This is a genomic window from Bacteroidota bacterium (assembly GCA_016706255.1).
Taxonomy (GTDB): Bacteria; Bacteroidota; Bacteroidia; order Chitinophagales; family BACL12; genus UBA7236.
Map to the genome: position 1 here is coordinate 319,050 of JADJJZ010000003.1, position 17,338 is coordinate 336,387.

The 17,338-nt window shown below is 35.9% G+C and carries 12 protein-coding genes; 9 read left to right on the forward strand and 3 right to left on the reverse strand.

Translation table 11 applies throughout. The features are described from left to right. Window positions 1-9: 9 nt before the first annotated feature. Genes IPI65_03105 through IPI65_03115 form a run of 3 tightly spaced genes read left to right on the forward strand, consistent with a single transcriptional unit; the run spans window position 10 to window position 5,425 of the window. Window positions 10-2,397: a 3-hydroxyacyl-CoA dehydrogenase/enoyl-CoA hydratase family protein gene (locus IPI65_03105; protein ID MBK7440532.1), complete on the forward strand. Its 2,388-nt coding sequence runs from the start codon at window positions 10-12 to the stop codon at window positions 2,395-2,397. Between the two features lie 24 nt (window positions 2,398-2,421). After that, a complete protein-coding gene (locus tag IPI65_03110; protein MBK7440533.1) occupies window positions 2,422-3,600 on the forward strand; it encodes an acetyl-CoA C-acyltransferase in 1,179 nt (392 codons plus the stop codon). A gap of 31 nt (window positions 3,601-3,631) precedes the next feature. After that, complete coding sequence (locus tag IPI65_03115) at window positions 3,632-5,425, forward strand: acyl-CoA dehydrogenase family protein (protein ID MBK7440534.1); 1,794 nt, start codon at window positions 3,632-3,634, stop codon at window positions 5,423-5,425. A gap of 147 nt (window positions 5,426-5,572) precedes the next feature. Here IPI65_03115 and IPI65_03120 read toward each other — a convergent pair whose 3' ends face one another. Continuing rightward, a complete protein-coding gene (locus IPI65_03120) occupies window positions 5,573-7,099 on the reverse strand; it encodes a hypothetical protein (GenBank protein MBK7440535.1) in 1,527 nt (508 codons plus the stop codon). Window positions 7,100-7,294: 195 nt separating this feature from the next. On the opposite strand from IPI65_03120, the gene IPI65_03125 reads away from it, so the two are divergent. The 6 genes from IPI65_03125 to IPI65_03150 all read left to right on the forward strand — a co-directional run bounded on the left by IPI65_03125 (window position 7,295) and on the right by IPI65_03150 (window position 13,430). Beyond that, on the forward strand, window positions 7,295-8,899 hold the full coding sequence (locus IPI65_03125; protein ID MBK7440536.1) for a T9SS type A sorting domain-containing protein: 1,605 nt from the start codon (window positions 7,295-7,297) through the stop codon (window positions 8,897-8,899). A gap of 716 nt (window positions 8,900-9,615) precedes the next feature. Further along, window positions 9,616-9,795, forward strand: coding sequence for a hypothetical protein (locus IPI65_03130; protein ID MBK7440537.1), 180 nt, complete (start codon window positions 9,616-9,618; stop codon window positions 9,793-9,795). A 122-nt stretch (window positions 9,796-9,917) separates the two neighbouring features. Next, a complete protein-coding gene (locus IPI65_03135; GenBank protein MBK7440538.1) occupies window positions 9,918-10,055 on the forward strand; it encodes a hypothetical protein in 138 nt (45 codons plus the stop codon). A 668-nt stretch (window positions 10,056-10,723) separates the two neighbouring features. Continuing rightward, window positions 10,724-10,969: a hypothetical protein gene (locus tag IPI65_03140; protein ID MBK7440539.1), complete on the forward strand. Its 246-nt coding sequence runs from the start codon at window positions 10,724-10,726 to the stop codon at window positions 10,967-10,969. Next, window positions 10,914-11,849: a T9SS type A sorting domain-containing protein gene (locus IPI65_03145; protein MBK7440540.1), complete on the forward strand. Its 936-nt coding sequence runs from the start codon at window positions 10,914-10,916 to the stop codon at window positions 11,847-11,849. The genes IPI65_03140 and IPI65_03145 overlap by 56 nt, the downstream gene beginning before the upstream one ends. Window positions 11,850-11,975: 126 nt before the next feature. Further along, on the forward strand, window positions 11,976-13,430 hold the full coding sequence (locus IPI65_03150) for a T9SS type A sorting domain-containing protein (protein MBK7440541.1): 1,455 nt from the start codon (window positions 11,976-11,978) through the stop codon (window positions 13,428-13,430). Between the two features lie 95 nt (window positions 13,431-13,525). Here the strand turns inward: IPI65_03150 and IPI65_03155 are convergent, their stop codons facing one another. Then, window positions 13,526-14,779, reverse strand: coding sequence for a T9SS type A sorting domain-containing protein (locus IPI65_03155; GenBank protein ID MBK7440542.1), 1,254 nt, complete (start codon window positions 14,777-14,779; stop codon window positions 13,526-13,528). Window positions 14,780-14,811: 32 nt separating this feature from the next. Beyond that, the gene (locus IPI65_03160; GenBank protein ID MBK7440543.1) at window positions 14,812-17,310 is read right to left on the reverse strand and encodes a tail fiber domain-containing protein; all 2,499 of its coding nucleotides are present in this window, start codon (window positions 17,308-17,310) and stop codon (window positions 14,812-14,814) included. Window positions 17,311-17,338 lie beyond the last annotated feature (28 nt).

A 17,338-nucleotide genomic window follows, 5' to 3' on the forward strand; every position in this document is an offset into this window, starting at 1 on the left:
TCAATATCAATGAACAGAATTATTAAAAAGGTTGCCGTTTTAGGGTCAGGAGTTATGGGTAGTCGCATTGCCTGCCACTTCGCAAATATTGGCGTTGAGGTGTTGTTGCTCGATATTGTGCCAATGCAACTGACAGATGAGGAGAAAAAAAATCCTGCATTGCGCAATAAACTTGTTAATGATAGTCTGCAAATGGCCATCAAACAAAATCCCTCACCTGTTTATGCACAAAAAGTAATTAAAAAAATTACAACAGGAAATTTTGAGGATGATTTATCAAAAATAAAATCTGTAGACTGGATAATTGAAGTGGTTATTGAAAATTTACAAATCAAACAACAATTATTCGAAAAAGTAGATGCACTTCGCCAACCGGGAACATTAATTACATCAAACACTTCCGGTATCCCGATTCATCAGATGATTGAAGGCAGAAGTGATGATTTTAAAAAACATTTCTGCGGCACACATTTTTTTAATCCGCCTCGTTATTTAAAATTATTGGAAATTATTCCAACCCCAAATACCGATATTTCAGTTGTTGAATTTTTAATGGATTATGGTGATCGCTTCCTGGGAAAAACTACCGTACTTTGTAAAGATACACCCGCATTTATCGCTAACAGAATTGGCGTATACAGCATAATGGTGGTTTTAAATGTGATGGAAAAACTGGGTTTATCAATTGATGAAGTTGATGCCCTCACAGGACCAATTAGTGGTCGCCCGAAATCAGCTACATTCCGCACTGCAGACGTTGTTGGAATTGATACATTAGTTAAAGTAGCAAAAAATACTTACAACGATTGCCCTAACGATGAAAGTCGCGAGATGTTTGCCGTTCCTGCATACATAGATAAATTAATAGAAAATAAATGGCTGGGCGATAAAACAGGAAATGGCTTCTTTAAAAAAGTAAAAAATGCTGAAGGAAAAAGTGAAATTCATGTGCTCAATTTAAAAACATTTGAATACAGCCCTTCAACAAAAAGTAAATTTGCCACACTCGATGCCGCAAAACCAATTGATGATTTAAAATTGCGCATAAAAGCATTACACGCCGGCTCAGATAAAGCGGGTGAGTTTTATCGCAATGTAACTGCCCTGGTAAATAAATATGTTTCATTCCGCATTCCTGAAATTGCAGATGAATTATATAAAATAGATGATGCCGTAAAAGCCGGATTTGGATGGGAATTAGGACCATTCGAAACATGGGATGTGCTGGGTGTTGCCAAAACCACGGAAATGATGCTGGCAAACGGAATTGAAGTGGCATCTTGGGTGAAAGAAATGATTGCTGCCGGAAATAAATCTTTTTATATTACCGTAAATGGAAAAAGAAAATATTACGATGTTAATTCGAAAACATATCAAGTAATTCCGGGAGCAGATGCATTTATTGTAATGGATAATTATCGTTCACAAAAACCAATTTATCAAAATGCAGGTGCAACATTACACGATATTGGTGATGGTATTTTAAATCTGGAATTTCATACTAAAATGAATGTGATTGGTAGTGAAATTCTGGAGGCCATGCATAAATCAATTGATATTGCTGAAAAAAATTATCGCGGACTGGTAATCGGGAATGATGCTGCTAATTTTTCTGCCGGTGCAAATATTGCCATGATGTTAATGCTCGCCATTGAACAGGAATATGATGAACTCGATATGGCAATTCGTTATTTTCAAAATACGATAATGCGTGTGCGTTATTCCGCTATTCCTATTGCTGTTGCGCCACACGGATTAACCCTTGGTGGTGGTTGCGAGATGACCATGCATAGTGATGTTGCGGTTGCCGCTGCCGAAACATATATCGGTTTGGTTGAAGTTGGTGCCGGATTAATTCCCGCCGGCGGAGGTACTAAAGAATTAGCCTTGCGCGCAAGCGATAAATATTTTAAAGGTGATATCGAAATACCAACGTTGCAGGAAATGAGTTTAAATATTGCAATGGCAAAAGTTGCTACAAGCGCACGTGAAGCATTTGACCTCGGAATTTTAAGAAAAGGTATTGATATAGAAGTAACTAACAGTAATCGGGTAATTGCAGAAGCTAAAAATGCTGTGCTCGAACTTGCAAATAAAGGATACACACCTCCACAATATCGCAACGATATTAAAGTATTGGGAAGAAGTGCCTTGGGGAGTTTTTATACCGGTGTCGCATCAATGCGCATGGGAAATTATATTTCAGCCCACGATGAATTAATTGCAAAAAAAGTGTGCTATGTAATTTGTGGTGGTGATTTAAGTGCACCTACCGAAGTAAATGAACAATATTTACTGGACCTCGAACGTGAAGCATTTTTATCATTACTCGGTGAGAAAAAAACACTGGAACGCATGCAGTTTATTTTAAAAACAGGTAAACCATTAAGGAATTAATTATCACAATAATAAAATTATTATATGCAGGAAGCCTATATTGTAGCAGGATTAAGAACAGCAGTTGGTAAAGCACCAAGAGGTGTATTTCGTTTTACCAGACCCGATGATCTTGCCGTTGAAGTTATTCGACAATTATTATTAAAAGTTCCGCAGCTCGATCCCGCACGTGTGGAAGATTTAATTGTTGGTAATGCTGTACCTGAAGCTGAACAGGGTTTACAAATTGGTCGTATGATTGCCGTTCGTGCATTGCCAATTGCTACAGGTGGTATGACGGTTAACCGATATTGTGCAAGTGGTGTCGAAACTATTGCCATCGCTACAGCAAAAATTAAAGCGGGAATGGCCGATTGTATTATTGCCGGTGGCGTTGAAAGCATGAGTCTTGTGCCAACTGCCGGTTGGAAAGTTGCATTAAATTATGAAACAGCAAAAGAACATCCCGATTATTATGTTGGCATGGGATTAACCGCAGAAGCTGTTGCACAACAATTTAATATCAGTCGCACAGATGCCGACCAGTTTTCCTATGAATCACATCAAAAAGCAATTAAAGCAATCGAGCAGGGTTATTTTAAAGATGATATTGCTCCAATTGATGTAACTGAAGTGTATATCAACGAAAAAAATAAACGCGCCGAAAAAAAATATACGGTTACCACCGATGAAGGTCCGCGAAAAGATACTTCGCTTGAAGCACTTGCCAAATTAAAACCGGTATTTGCAAATGGTGGTATTGTTACAGCAGGAAATTCATCACAAACTTCTGATGGTGCCGCATTTGTAATTGTAATGAGTGAGCGCATGGTGAAAGAATTAAATCTACAACCCATTGCCAGAATGATTAGTTGTGCAGTAGTTGGTGTTGAACCGCGCATTATGGGAATAGGTCCTGTTGCAGCAATTCCTAAAGCACTTAAAATGGCTAACATGCAATTACAGGATATCGATTTAATCGAATTGAATGAAGCATTTGCTTGTCAGGCACTTGCTGTAATTCGTGAAGCTGGCCTTGATCCGTTAAAAGTAAATATTAATGGCGGCGCCGTTGCATTAGGGCATCCACTGGCCTGCACCGGAACTAAATTAACCGTACAAATTGCAGCAGACCTTAAACGATTAAATAAAAAGTATGGTATGGTAACAGCTTGTGTTGGCGGAGGTCAGGGCATCGCAGGAATTTACGAACGCATCAATTAATGGTAAATATTCAAATTATAAAAATATTGTTATGGCAGAATTAACAGAAAAAATAAACACCCTTAAAGGCGGCGAATTTTTAATTAAAGACGCAACACCACAGGATATTTTTACTCCGGAAGAACTCAACGAGGAGCAATTAATGATTAAACAAATGACGAAAGATTTTGTGGATACGGAAGTAATTCCCAATCTTGATCGTATTGATAATCATGAGCCGGGATTAATGCCTGCATTATTAACCAAGGCAGGCGAAATTGGTATTTTAGGATTGCCAATTCCGGAACAATACGGCGGTTTTAGTAAAGATTTTAATACCATTTCTGTAGTTACCGAAATGACCGGAACTGCGCATGCATTTTCGGTTGCTTATGGTGCTCAAAGTGGAATAGGAACGCTGCCGATTTTATATTTCGGAACCGAAGCTCAAAAACAAAAATATTTACCGGGATTAGCTTCCGGGAAATTACATGCCAGTTATTGCTTAACTGAACCCGGAAGTGGTAGCGATGCATTAGCAGCAAAAACCACAGCAGTATTAAGTGCAGATGGTAAAAATTATTTGTTGAACGGACAAAAAATGTGGATTACCAACGCAGGGTTTGCTGATATATTTACCGTTTTTGCAAAAATTGATGGCGATAAATTCACAGCATTTATTGTTGAAAAAGGTGCAGCAGGTTTTACTATTGGTGTTGAAGAAAAAAAGATGGGCATTAAAGGTTCTTCTACCTGCCAGATATTTTTTGAAAACACACCTGTTCCTGTAGAAAATGTATTAGGTGAAATCGGAAAAGGACATTTAATAGCATTTAACATTCTCAATATTGGCCGTTATAAATTATGTGTTGGCGTTTTAGGTGGCGCAAAAGCATTAATTGACATTTCTGTTAAATATGCAAATGAACGTATTCAGTTTAATGTGCCTATTTCAAGTTTTGGTGCAATTAAATATAAATTAAGTGAACAGGCAGTCCGCACATTTGCTGCCTTAAGTGCAACTTACCGCACAAGCGATTATATAGATAAAAAAGAAAAAGAACTACTCGCAAAAGGTGTAAGTTTCGAAAAAGCATTATTGGGTGCAGCCGAAGAATTTGCCATTGAATGTGCAATTTTAAAAGTTTTTGGTTCAGAAGTACTCGATTTTGTTGTTGATGAATGTGTACAAATTCACGGTGGTAATGGTTATAGCGAAGAATATCCTGCAGCCCGCTCATACCGTGATGCTCGTATCAACCGAATATTTGAAGGCACAAACGAAATTAATCGTTTGTTAACTGTCGACATGCTGTTAAAACGTGTTATGAAAGGTCAGCTTGATATGATGGGACCCGCAATGGCAGTTCAAAAAGAATTAATGGCAATTCCTGATTTTAGTGCAGGTGATGAAGGTTTATTTGCTGCGGATGAAAAGGCACTAAAAAACATGAAAAAAGCATTTTTTATGGTAGCCGGCGCTGCGGTGCAAAAATTAATGATGCAACTAAAAGATGAACAGGAAATTTTAATGTGTGCTGCTGATATGATGAATGAAATTTATGTTGCCGAATCAATGTTATTGCGCGTAAAAAAATTAACCGAAAGCAGAGGTGAAGAAGCAACCACCATTTATCGCGATATGGTAATAATATACTTTACCGACAGTATTGACCGTTTAAATAAAGCCGGAAAAACAGCAATTGCTGCATTCGCCGGTGGTGATGAGTTACGAATGATGCTACTCGGATTAAAACGTTTTACTAAATATGATGTTGTTAATACCACTGAATTAAGAAGACGCGTTGCGGATAAAATGATTGCGGAAGGTGATTATTGTTTTTGATTAAATAATCATTTAGCGCACCAAACTGTTTAAATTTCAGCTATCGTGTTTTATCAAATGCGATAGCTGTTTTTTTTGCTAAATACGTCCATCTTGCAAAATTTGTGTTAAAAGGCTCGATTTTGAGACTTTTTTTATTACTGTTGATCAACTAATCATATTGTTTTTTCTGTAAACCTCCAGAAATGGCAGTTTTTCAATCTTACTTTCCACCCAACTGATAACATCGAGATGCGTAAATTCCTTTGCTTCGAATTTGTTGCTTTTTATTTCCAATAAAGATGTATGTAATTTATATAATGCCGCTTTATCTATTGTTTTATGCTTTAAAAAATTGATAATAATTTTATCATAACGGGTTAATTCGCCCGACTTCAATAAATAGCGGTAGGTATTGATAGCCATGTATTGTAAAAGCCTGAAATTTCGCATTTCAAGATGAACCATCAGTAGGAGCAGTCGATAACCCCTTTGAATGTATTTGTCTATTTGTCCGGTTGGGAAATTAATTAACTGCTGTAAAAATTGAAACGCTTTATCATAATTTTCGATTTTAAAAGCTAAATACGCTAATGAGTATAAAATATGCACCACAAATCTTGGGTCCATTTTTTTGCTTTGTATGCTGATTGTTTTTTCTACATCTTGTAAATGAAGCTCAATATCTCCGGATTTGCCAAAATACCCGAAGTAAGTAGTCATATTCAAAATTATGCTTGTTGTAGCCAGTGTTTTTATTCTTTCCACTAAAAGATGGTCATATTTTTTTAATGTAGTTTTAATTTTATTGATGCTGGATAATCCATCCGCGTATTTATGTAAATTGAATTCAGTGCTGGTTAAATTGGTTAGTGCAACAATATAATTTCCAATATAAGGGGAGGTTTCCAATGTATTGCCTTCCATTAGTTCAACAAGATTTTTCCTGTAAACATAACTTTTTTCCTCTTCATCTAAAATGTGATAACCAATTCCATTTATCGTATTAAAATAAATGCCGGAATACAAGGATATGGCATTGTGCTCATTGCTTAATAAGGGATGATTTAAAATGGACAGTATTGGTTTATTTGATTTCCCATCAGTAAAATTATCCGTATTGCGAATAGCATTTAATAACTGACAGTCAAGATAAATATACTGCCTTGTGTTATAATATTGATTAATGGTATTTAATTCGTATTCAAAATTTTGGTTAAATGTTGTTTCGTATTGCTGAATGGAATAATGTATTTTACTAATATTTTCCTCCAACTGCAAAATGCTTATTAAATCAATGTAGCGATGTTCTGAGCTTGCAATCTTTTTTGCTTTCTGTACATATTTCAAACTCTGGTTGAGCAAATTTTTGTCATATAACATTTGTGCCTTTCGGAAATATTCCTTTACCCTGTAACCTCTGTGATTTTCATAATGGTAATTTGTAATATGGTCCAGAACGAGATTGTGGAGGTAATTTTTCATCACCGAAAAACTTTCCCCCTTCTTGCTTTTCCCCATTGCTGTTTTAATGGCAAGCTCGTCATAAATATTTTGCCTGCTAATCGCATTAAATAGGGTGAGGTAATTTTTTGCTTTAGCTCCGCCTGTGTGTTTAGTGTGTAGGGTGAAATGAATTTTTTCCTTTCTACTCATCGATTTTATGAGCTCAAAGAGGTCGTTTGAAGGGGTCATGCAGAATAAGGTTTTTAGATGTACAGGACGTTATTGGTTCCAAAGTTAACTAATAATAACAAGCCTTAAAAGCCCTTTAAATATGTAAGGAATGGTTATTCAGTTTATAAACTAACCTAATAATGAAATATATTTAATATAATAAATAGAGTGCCTGTTTCTACTTTTGGCATCATAAAATAACCTTAAATAGCAATGAAATCTATGCTTTCAACCAATAATTGTTTTCTGTTAAGATTGTTTACAGCGGTGGTTGTGCTTTTAACCGCTTTACCTGTTCGGGCTCAAATATCTCAGGAATGGGAATTCAACTACAACGGCACAGAGCTGGTAGGCGACATGGGTTGGGATATCGCAGTTGATGCCAACGGAAATTCAATAGCTGTTGGTTATGAAAATGATAAAGATGCTGTTGTTACAAAATATGACCCCGCAGGAAACCTACTATGGTCAATTGCCCACAATGGCAGCGCAAATGACGTAGATATTTTTTATGCTGTTGCCTTAGATGCCACAAACAATATTTATGTAACCGGTTTAAGTCAGGAAATTGGCAGTAGTTGGGATATTATTACCAATAAATATTCGCCGGAGGGTGATTTAATGTGGTCAAAATTGAAAAATGGAACTTCTGATATCGAAGAAAACGGAATAGATATCGCTGTTGACGAAGAGGGTAATGTATACACCGCCGGTTATATTGATCAGATTGAAACCGCTCAGGATTATTGTCTGATTAAATACGATAACGACGGAAATGAATTATGGATGGAAACCTGGTCAGGCGAAAGTGCATTAAGTGATGTGATTTACGAAATAGTAATTGATGGCAATGGCAATATTATCGTAAATGGCAGAAGCGATGGCGGAGGTGAAAATTACGATGATTTTGCCACAGCAAAATATAGCCCTGACGGCACATTACTTTGGTTAAACAAATACCATCAGATATACGGTGAAACCGGCTTTACTATTGATGTTGATGATGCAGGAAATGTTTATGCCGGTGGCTGGGCAGCCGATGGAATTTCGATGGGCGATGCTTTGATAATTAAGTATAGTCCTGATGGAGAAAATTTATGGGAGCAACGTTACGATAATGGCGCTGAAGGCATTTCAGAAGCCTGGGTAATCAGAACATTTAATGATGTTGTTTATATGGCTGGTGTTTCTGCTGATTTTCCTGAAACTAATCAGGATTTTATGATTTTGAAATATGATAGCGATGGCAATTTAATCTGGGATATTGCTTATGATGACGGCAGTGCGGATAATGAATATTTGACAGATATGGATATCGATAACGAAGGTAATATTGTTGTTTCCGGAACCATTTATTATGAAACCACCAGTGATATCTTAACTCAAAAATATGATGCAGATGGTAATTTAATCTGGTCAATAAAATATGATGGTGATGCGAATAGCGTAGATGAAGGTTATGCAGTTGCTACTGATAATGACGGTAATGTTTTTATAACCGGATTTGATATCAACCAAGGCATGTATACCGATTTGTTTGTAGTTAAATACAGTGAAGCAATAATTGAAAATATTTTACAAGATAATAGCTCTGAATTTGTAATTTATCCTAATCCTGCTGATGAAATGATATTTATTGATGCGCCATTTTTAGATGGCGATGTTTATATATATAATTCAATAGGGCAGTTAGTGCAAAGTAATCATATTAATAATGTTAATCGCTCAATTGCAGTGGATGAATTAGTTGCGGGAAATTATTTTATTTTCTGTACAACAGATAAAGAAACCGGTTGGGGCAATTTTATTATTAAATAACATTTGAAGAGGGTTTCCGTTGTAAGGAAAACCGGATGATACAAATATGATAAACACAGTTTTAATGTTGTTCGTGAATTTGTTGACATATTTGAATATCAAATGGTTTTGTTTTCAGACCGACATTTACCCGGATGCCGGTCTGCTTTTTATTTAGGCTGAAACCCTTTTAGATGTTGAGTTCTAAGCATAAATATTATTTTTTTTGAAAACATATTTAAATCGTAAATAAAATGAATTTCATTAAAATATTTCATTCGGCTTTGATAGTATTTAGTGCATTGAATTACCGGGTCAACGAAAATTTAATTATGCCGATATTATAAATTAATATATCTGTTTTAACCAATAAGAATTGAGGTGATTAGTGTTTAAAGGGAGCGGCAGTGGTCGATAAAAACTAGCGCAGCTCCCATTTTTATTTTATCATAATGCAGTAAATTGTTAATCAGTAGATAGAAATATATTTTATCCTATCTAATGATTACTAAAAAAATTAACCTTTTTTTCCTGCTAATTGCAACAAGTGTTTTTACGTTACGCGGGCAAGAAATTGAATTTGAATGGGTAAAACAAATAGCTGGTGACCACTTTTATGATTTACTAGATTAGGTACAGTTTACACCGAAAGTGGTGATTATGCGCAATCTTTTGAAATAGATGGCGCTTGCGAAAGTCTTATAAACCTTCATCTTATAATAAACCCATCACCTGTTGTGGAAATAGTTGCCAAAGAAAATTCTTTAACAGCAACTGTGGGTTTTAGCACTTATCAATGGATAAGTTGCAGCGATTTGTCTGAAATTCCCTACGCCAACGCTAATATTTTTGAGGCGGGTGCATCGGGTGAAGATGTTGTAATAGCTGCAACTGCAGCCGGTTGTGCAGATACATAGGACTGTATTGTGATAATATTTCAGAATTTGGCTGAATTCAATGAACATTTTGATTTAATTTATCCAAATACTGTTGTAAATGAGCTAGTTATAAAATCTGTTACATTTAGAAAATTCAATTTTTGTTTACTGATATTTATGGACGGGTTTTGATGGATAAAAAAATTAATAGTTATACAATTAATATTCCGGTTGCAGATTTTAAACATGGTACTTATTTTTTATCTGTTGCTTCAGGCGGATACCAAAGGGTTTATTAAGTTGTTTTATTGTAGATCGATTTTAAAGTAATAATCCGTTTCAGTTAAATTTTATTGATCAATAATTTTTTGCAAAAATGTAAGTTTCAATTTATTAGTTGCATTTGTGATGTCACTTTACACTGTAAACTTTTATTATTTTAACCTTTAGGTCTACTCAATTCAGGACTACTAAAAGGTTATTTACTATCAATGTTATCACTTACCGCGCATTAAAGTATTGAAATGCAAATGAATGCATAAAACGCCTTTGCGGGCAATGGCTAAATGCCAATTTCCATCAGAAACCTGCCAATTTTGCCGTGTTTTATTATAAATATCCGCTATTTTGCGTATATTAAATTAGACAATCAAGTAAGAATGGGCGAAATGAAGGCGAAATTTTCACTTCACAAATTATTAATATGTGAAAAGTACCAACAAACCCCATTTTGCAAGGGTTTGATGTACATCTGCCTCTCATTTCAATTTATTGCAAATTTTTCATCATTTTGGGCAAAACGCTGTCATTTTTGCAACTAATCCTAACTTTAACGAACCCTCAAATTGACGGAAAACCGTTAATATGTTGACATTCAAGAATTTTTTTTTGTTTGTACTTTGGAATTCAAATTCGAAAGCTATACTTTTGAATCCTGATTTTTACCAAAGTCACAAACACACACAGAATGAAACATTTTTTTATTACCTCATTATGCACATTTGCGTCGATAGCAGCGTTTTCCCAGCCTGCATCGTATTTCACCGCTGATTTAGAAAACTGGACCGGCTTATGCGAATGCTTAAACCACCCCTCTGTTTCATGGGCTTCAGTTGCAGGTTCACCGGGAGGAGCTGCCAAAGGAACTGATAATGCTAATGGAACTTGGTACTTTAATAGCCCGGCTGCCTTTAATATCGACTTGTCTACTTAATTATGGTGGAACTTTAAAATTTGATCAGAAGCAAAATGGTACTATTGCATCTCAAACAAATTTAGAAGATGTAATGTTGGTAAAATCTGATGGGACAAGAATTGTTTATAATACTTCATCTAATCCATCTAGTGTTGCTTGGTCATCATATGCAATAACACTAACTGAAACAGGTTGGACCTATACCAATTTAGCAGGTGCAGCAGTTAGTTACACAGACTTTATGGACTTTCTCGCAACATTTGCTGTAATAAAAATTAGAGGAGATTATTCCACGTCTACAAGTGAATCAACCTGGATGGACAATGTTATTTTAGCAACTCCTCCAATCCTGCCAATAGAATTAAGCACTTTTACCGGTCAACTTGAAAATAACTCAACTGCAGTAATAAACTGGGAAACTTTAACTGAACACAACGTAAGCCATTTCGCTATTCAAAAAAGCAGCGATTTAGGACAAACATTTGATATTATTGGTAAAGTAGACGCTTCCGGTAACAGCACCGTTGAGAATTTTTATTCATTTATTGATGAAAATTGCACAGGTGAAAGTTATTACCGTTTGCTTGTTATTGATAATGACAATAGCATCGCCTATTCACCGGTTATAGTTGTTAAAGGTAATACTGTGAACACAGGTAGTATCGAATTATACCCAAATCCGGCGAATACTAATCTTGTAATTAATAATTCAATCGTTGGTTTTAACTACGATTTTATTGTTATCACCGATATCTATGGTCGTGAGGTTAATCGCATTGCAAATGCAGATAACCAGCAGTATAATCTCGATTTAAGTAACCTTGCCGAAGGAATGTATTTTGTAACATTAAACAATGCTACTACATCTTATTCAGCACCTTTTCAAATTGTTAGATAATTAAAGGTTACCAAAACAAACTAAATTTTATTATTTAATCGCTGTCTAAACGGGGCCTGCTTGACCCCCATATATGTATCAAGTTTATTGAACCTTTATTTCAAAAAAAATTAACACTTACTAATTATGAAAAAGTTCTCCTTATTAACGCTGTCATTTATCCTGGCCTCGTTTATCACCACTCAAGTTAAAGCGCAAATTACGCTTTATAACTATTCGACAAATATCAATGGCTTTGCCAACTATGTTGATCCAAACTTAACTGCAGAAAAACTCAGAAGAGTTAAAGGTGCTTCCGGAACAGGCGCAGGTATTATTTGCCCTATCGGTTTTACCTCTAAATCTTTTAGCGAATCAGAAATCTGGGCTGATAATATGCCTAGTGTGGTTGCAACTTTACTTCCCGGAACCGGCGTAGATATGGTTGTTGGAAAAGTTGATTTCGATATGCGTATTTCTGAAACCGGTCCTATTTATGTTCGTGTTGCCTACAGTGTTGATGGTGGTACTACATGGATTGATAATGGTACTGATTTCACACCTCCAATTTCTGATTGTGGTGATGTTACTGCTCACGTAGAATGGGATATGGCTGATTTTACTGCTACTGACAAATTTTATGTTCGTGTATATGCTTTCGGTTCTGTTAACCCTGGTGGAAGATTTAATATCAGTAACCTGAATGTATATGGCGCTTTAGATATGGTTGATGCCGATGGCGACGGTTACGGTGAAGCTATCGATTGCGATGAAACTAATCCTGATATACATCCGGGTGCAGAAGAAATTTGTAACGCTATCGATGAAGACTGTAATGGTGTTTCTGATGAAGTTTCTGTTGCTATAACTCCAACAGGTGAAATCTATTTATGTAATAATGAAGAAACAATCGAATTGTTTGCAACTCCGGGTTATGAATCATACCAATGGTACAAAAACGGTAGCCCAATTCCTGTAACTTCTGCAAGTATAATTATTGAAAATCCTGGTTACTATCAGGTTGAAGCAACTCAAGGTCTTTGTTCTGCAATTTCTGAAGTTCAGGCAATTGCTTCTTCTGAATCTCCATTCGCAAATATTTATTACCCTGATGGATTAGATCTTTGTGTTGATGATTCTTTATTAATTAAAGCAAGTTATGATGAATTATATAACTGGCAATGGTTCCGCGATGGTTCTCCTATCGATGGTGAAATTAACTACAAAATGTTAGCACTTTTACCTGGAACTTATTATTGTGAAGTAACAACTGTATTAGGTTGTGTTAGAAATACAGAAGAAATTGTTATTACACCTTGTCGTTTAGGTAACGATTTTGCAATCAGCTCAATGACTGCTTATCCAAACCCTGCAAACTCTACAGTGTCATTTAATATTCAAACTGGTGACAATACAACTACAACTGCTGTTTTATCTATTATCAGCCTGAATGGTCAGGAAGTAATAAATATTCCGGTTGAAATTGTTGATGGTTTATTTAATACATCAGTAAATATCGAAACATTAACTAACGGTATTTATACTGCAAGATTAATTACGGGCACTAACCAGTTTACTTCTCGTTTTACGGTAGTTAAGTAATAGTAGCTTTATTTTATAATTCGAAGGGCCAGCTGAATAAGTTGGCCCTTTTTTTATTTATCTAGTACAGCTTTTTAATATGCTCAAATGATTAATTAATGCAGGTAAGGTAAATGAATTGTATATGTATAATCGCTATTAGGAGCAACAGCATTTAGTCTTAAAATATACATGCCTGAAGCAATTTTATTTTCATTGATTACAAATGAATTGAAATTATCATCTATCGCAATGGTATTGGAATATACCACTCGCCCTGATAAATCGAATAAATTTAAATTATAGTTGCCTGCTGTTAAGTTGTCGGTTTGCAACGTTATTTCTTTTAATCCTGAAATAAATGCAAACGCTGAACCTTCCGAATTAAATGCGCAAGCAGTATATACTACACCTAACTCATTTGTACTTAAATCGTAATTTACTAAACGCAATTTGTAATAATCTCCTGCACGAGCATCTGCAATAAATTCGTATTGCTGACTTTCGTTCGAATTACCAATTGCATTTATTGTTGCAACATCATTAAAATGTAAGCCATCTGTGCTTGCAGATAAAATAAAATAGGCCGTGTTTTGTTCCTGTGCAGTTTCCCAACTAATTATTGTTTCATCATTACCGCATACTGCGTCGAAACCGGTTAATACTAGTGGCAAGGTATGCGTAGTTTGATCAAGTAACGTCCATACTCTTGTAAAATCCGTATTATTAAACGGAACGCCTGATACTTCATTGTTTGCTGTATTTACTACACCGCCAACAGGAAATAATTCCCAGTCATCTGTGGCTTCATCATAACGTTCCGCTTTTAAATCGGCTTCAGTTATTGTATTGCCGGGCGCAAGATATTCTCCATCGATATAGGTGAATAATATATCACCTGAAGGTTTATTGCTATAACCGGTCGCATCTAACATCCAAAACCGGTCTATCACCTCACCTGAATTATTTGTAAAACCCATATTGGTCATATTTAATACACCAATCGGTTTATAAGTGTCGTTATCCCAGTTGGCACCCGGATAAGTGGAAAATAAAATGGCTCCTGAACCGGTTCCGCCAATAGTTACATTTAAATTAACCGGAATTTTATTTCCGGATGCACTGGTAAACGGTACAACAAAATTTCCACTGTTTGTCCCAATATTCCATTTAATAATATTGTTTTCTGATTCACTAATAATATTTCCACCTGTGCCAAGTGTTGAAATAGCATTTGTATTGTTATTGTCTATTACCACATAAACCGAATTGGATAAAACAATATTCGCATCGTTATTTATTACAATTCGCGATTGTGCATTTGCATTTACAACCAATAATAAACCTGTTGCAATTAAAATCGTTTTCATAAACTACAATTTAATTAATGCTGAAAATAAATTTATTCACCAATTTTTATTTTCAGGGTTTCTACTTCCTGCATTAAAATTGCAATTTGTTTTTGCTGCGTTTCAATTATTGCCTGTTGCTCCTGCATGGCCTGAACCATCGGCACAACAAATTCTGAATAACGCAATCCATATAATCCATTTTCATCAGTAGGTTTATCAACCCCACTGAAATCATAATTAACTTGCTTTGCCGCAGTTTCAACTTCCTGTGCAATAAATCCGGTGTAGATAATATCTGATTTTGATGCAACTGAATTCTGATTAACAGTTGAGTCGGCAATATTTAATTGATTATTAATTGCATTTACATTTAAATTATAAGTAACCGGTTTTAATTGCATGATAAAACTTAATCCCGGAACATTTTCCTGAACATTTGTTTTTACACGACCATCAGAAATATTTGTCCATGCAACATAACCGCCTATACTTGTTACGCTTGCATTACCAATACGAATTTGATTACTTGCTGTTATACGTGAACCATTTCCAACAGCAGTTGAATTATCGAAATTTGTAGCCACTGCTTGATCGGCATCATAACCTAAAAATGTACAGTAAGTATTTGCATCATTAAACCCTCCTGCACTGTAACCTCCTGCTGTATTGCCTGTTCCTGTTAAATTGGCGGCTAATGCATCTCTACCGATAACTGTATTATATGAGCCGGTTGTGTTTGAATTCAAAGCCTGAGTACCAACTGCTGTGTTATTATTACCGGTAGTTGTTTCGCGTGCAGCATTATAACCCAATGCCACATTATTGGCTCCGGTTGTGCATGCGTACAAGGCAAATGTTCCTGCTGCGGTATTTGAACTAGCGGTTGTGCTTGAGCGTAAACTTTGATACCCCACAGCCAAATTATAGTTTCCGGAAGTATTGGTATAAAGTGCTTCTAGTCCTAAAGCAGTATTATTAACACCGGATGTATTAGCAGACATTGCTGATAATCCGATGGCAGTATTGTTTGAGCCTGTTGTATTATAGCGCAAAGCGTTTAATCCGAATGCTGAATTATTATATCCGGTTGTATTAGCATATAATGCATATGAACCAAACGCACTATTATAATATCCTGTTGTGTTTGACCGGCCTGTTTGTGTACCAACATAAGCGTTGTCGTATCCTGTTGTGTTGGCATAACCTGATTCTAAACCAATAAAAACATTATTATTTGCAGTGGTGTTTGATAATCCGGCGTCTGTTCCTATAATAATATTATTACTTCCTGTGGTATTATCATGTCCGGCTCCGACACCAATAAAATTATTTTTATTACCTGTAGTTGTAGCCTGACCACTATTTACACCAATAAATGTATTAAATAAACCTGTTGTGTTTGCATATCCTGCATCTTCACCAATAAATGTATTCCAATAACCGGTAGTATTTGCGCGACCTGATTCTTGTCCGACAAATGTATTTTGATAACCTGTTGTATTGAGTAGACCGGAATTTGTACCAATAAAAGTATTTGAACTTGCAGTAGTATTTTGTTCGCCGGCATCTGTGCCAATAAATGTATTTTCGCTTCCTGTTGTATTAAAATATCCGGCATCCTGACCAACAATTACGTTAGAGTAACCTGTTGTATTTGTGTAACCACTTTGCTCTCCAACAAATGTGTTTGAAAATGAAGTGGTATTAGAATAACCGGCATGTTTACCGATAAATGTATTTAAATAGCCTGTAGAATTTTGTCCGCCTGCACCATATCCAACAAAAGTATTTGAAGCACCGGTTGTATTAAAATTTCCTGCAGTGGCACCAACTGCAACATTATAATTCCCGGTTGAATTCAAAATCAAGGCATAACTACCAACTGCAGTATTAAACGATGCAGTTGTATTACTATATAAAGCTGATTCTCCAAAGCCAACATTGCCAAACCCTGTAGTATTGCTGTATAAGGCATAATTACCAAATGCAGAATTCGCAGAGCCTGTAGTATTCAAATAAAAAGAATTAGCTCCGGTAGCAGTATTCCAGGCGCCTGTCGTATTGGTATATCCTGAGCGATAACCTTCAAAATGATTTTCTGTTCCTGTTGTAATGCCGTTTCCGGCTTCTAAACCAAAAAATGAATTGGTACCATCTTCAAGATAAAATGCTTTCATGTTATTCACCTTGCCCATAAATGCCGCCCCATCGGTAGTTCCAATAAAATTGGTGCCTGCCGTGGTTCCTGAATTACCGGTGATACTCCAGCCAGCACTGGCGGTGGAAATATTTACCCAAACGCTGCCATTGTAATACCAGAACCCTGCTGTTCCATCTGTCTGGTAAATTAATAATCCTGTAGCCGGACTAGCAATAGCCGTTTTTTGGGCGGCTGTAACTCGCGGAACCAGGAAACCTTTGGTGGTAGATTTTATTTCCAGCATAGCCGAATTATCTGCGGCGCTGCCATCGGTGTTTATTGCAACATTTTGTGCATCTAATGTTGCAGCGAGCAGAATGGTTACTGCCAGCATAAGTAGCTTATTCATAATAACTGGTTTTGGTAGTAAATCAGTT

Coding starts and splice junctions, on each gene's coding strand:
- IPI65_03105 (MBK7440532.1), top strand. CDS start 10: ATGAACAGAATTATTAAAAAGGTTGCCGTTTTAGGGTCAGGAGTTATG.
- IPI65_03110 (MBK7440533.1), top strand. CDS start 2,422: ATGCAGGAAGCCTATATTGTAGCAGGATTAAGAACAGCAGTTGGTAAA.
- IPI65_03115 (MBK7440534.1), top strand. CDS start 3,632: ATGGCAGAATTAACAGAAAAAATAAACACCCTTAAAGGCGGCGAATTT.
- IPI65_03120 (MBK7440535.1), bottom strand. CDS start 7,099: ATGACCCCTTCAAACGACCTCTTTGAGCTCATAAAATCGATGAGTAGA.
- IPI65_03125 (MBK7440536.1), top strand. CDS start 7,295: ATGAAATCTATGCTTTCAACCAATAATTGTTTTCTGTTAAGATTGTTT.
- IPI65_03140 (MBK7440539.1), top strand. CDS start 10,724: ATGAAACATTTTTTTATTACCTCATTATGCACATTTGCGTCGATAGCA.
- IPI65_03145 (MBK7440540.1), top strand. CDS start 10,914: ATGGAACTTGGTACTTTAATAGCCCGGCTGCCTTTAATATCGACTTGT.
- IPI65_03150 (MBK7440541.1), top strand. CDS start 11,976: ATGAAAAAGTTCTCCTTATTAACGCTGTCATTTATCCTGGCCTCGTTT.
- IPI65_03155 (MBK7440542.1), bottom strand. CDS start 14,779: ATGAAAACGATTTTAATTGCAACAGGTTTATTATTGGTTGTAAATGCA.
- IPI65_03160 (MBK7440543.1), bottom strand. CDS start 17,310: ATGAATAAGCTACTTATGCTGGCAGTAACCATTCTGCTCGCTGCAACA.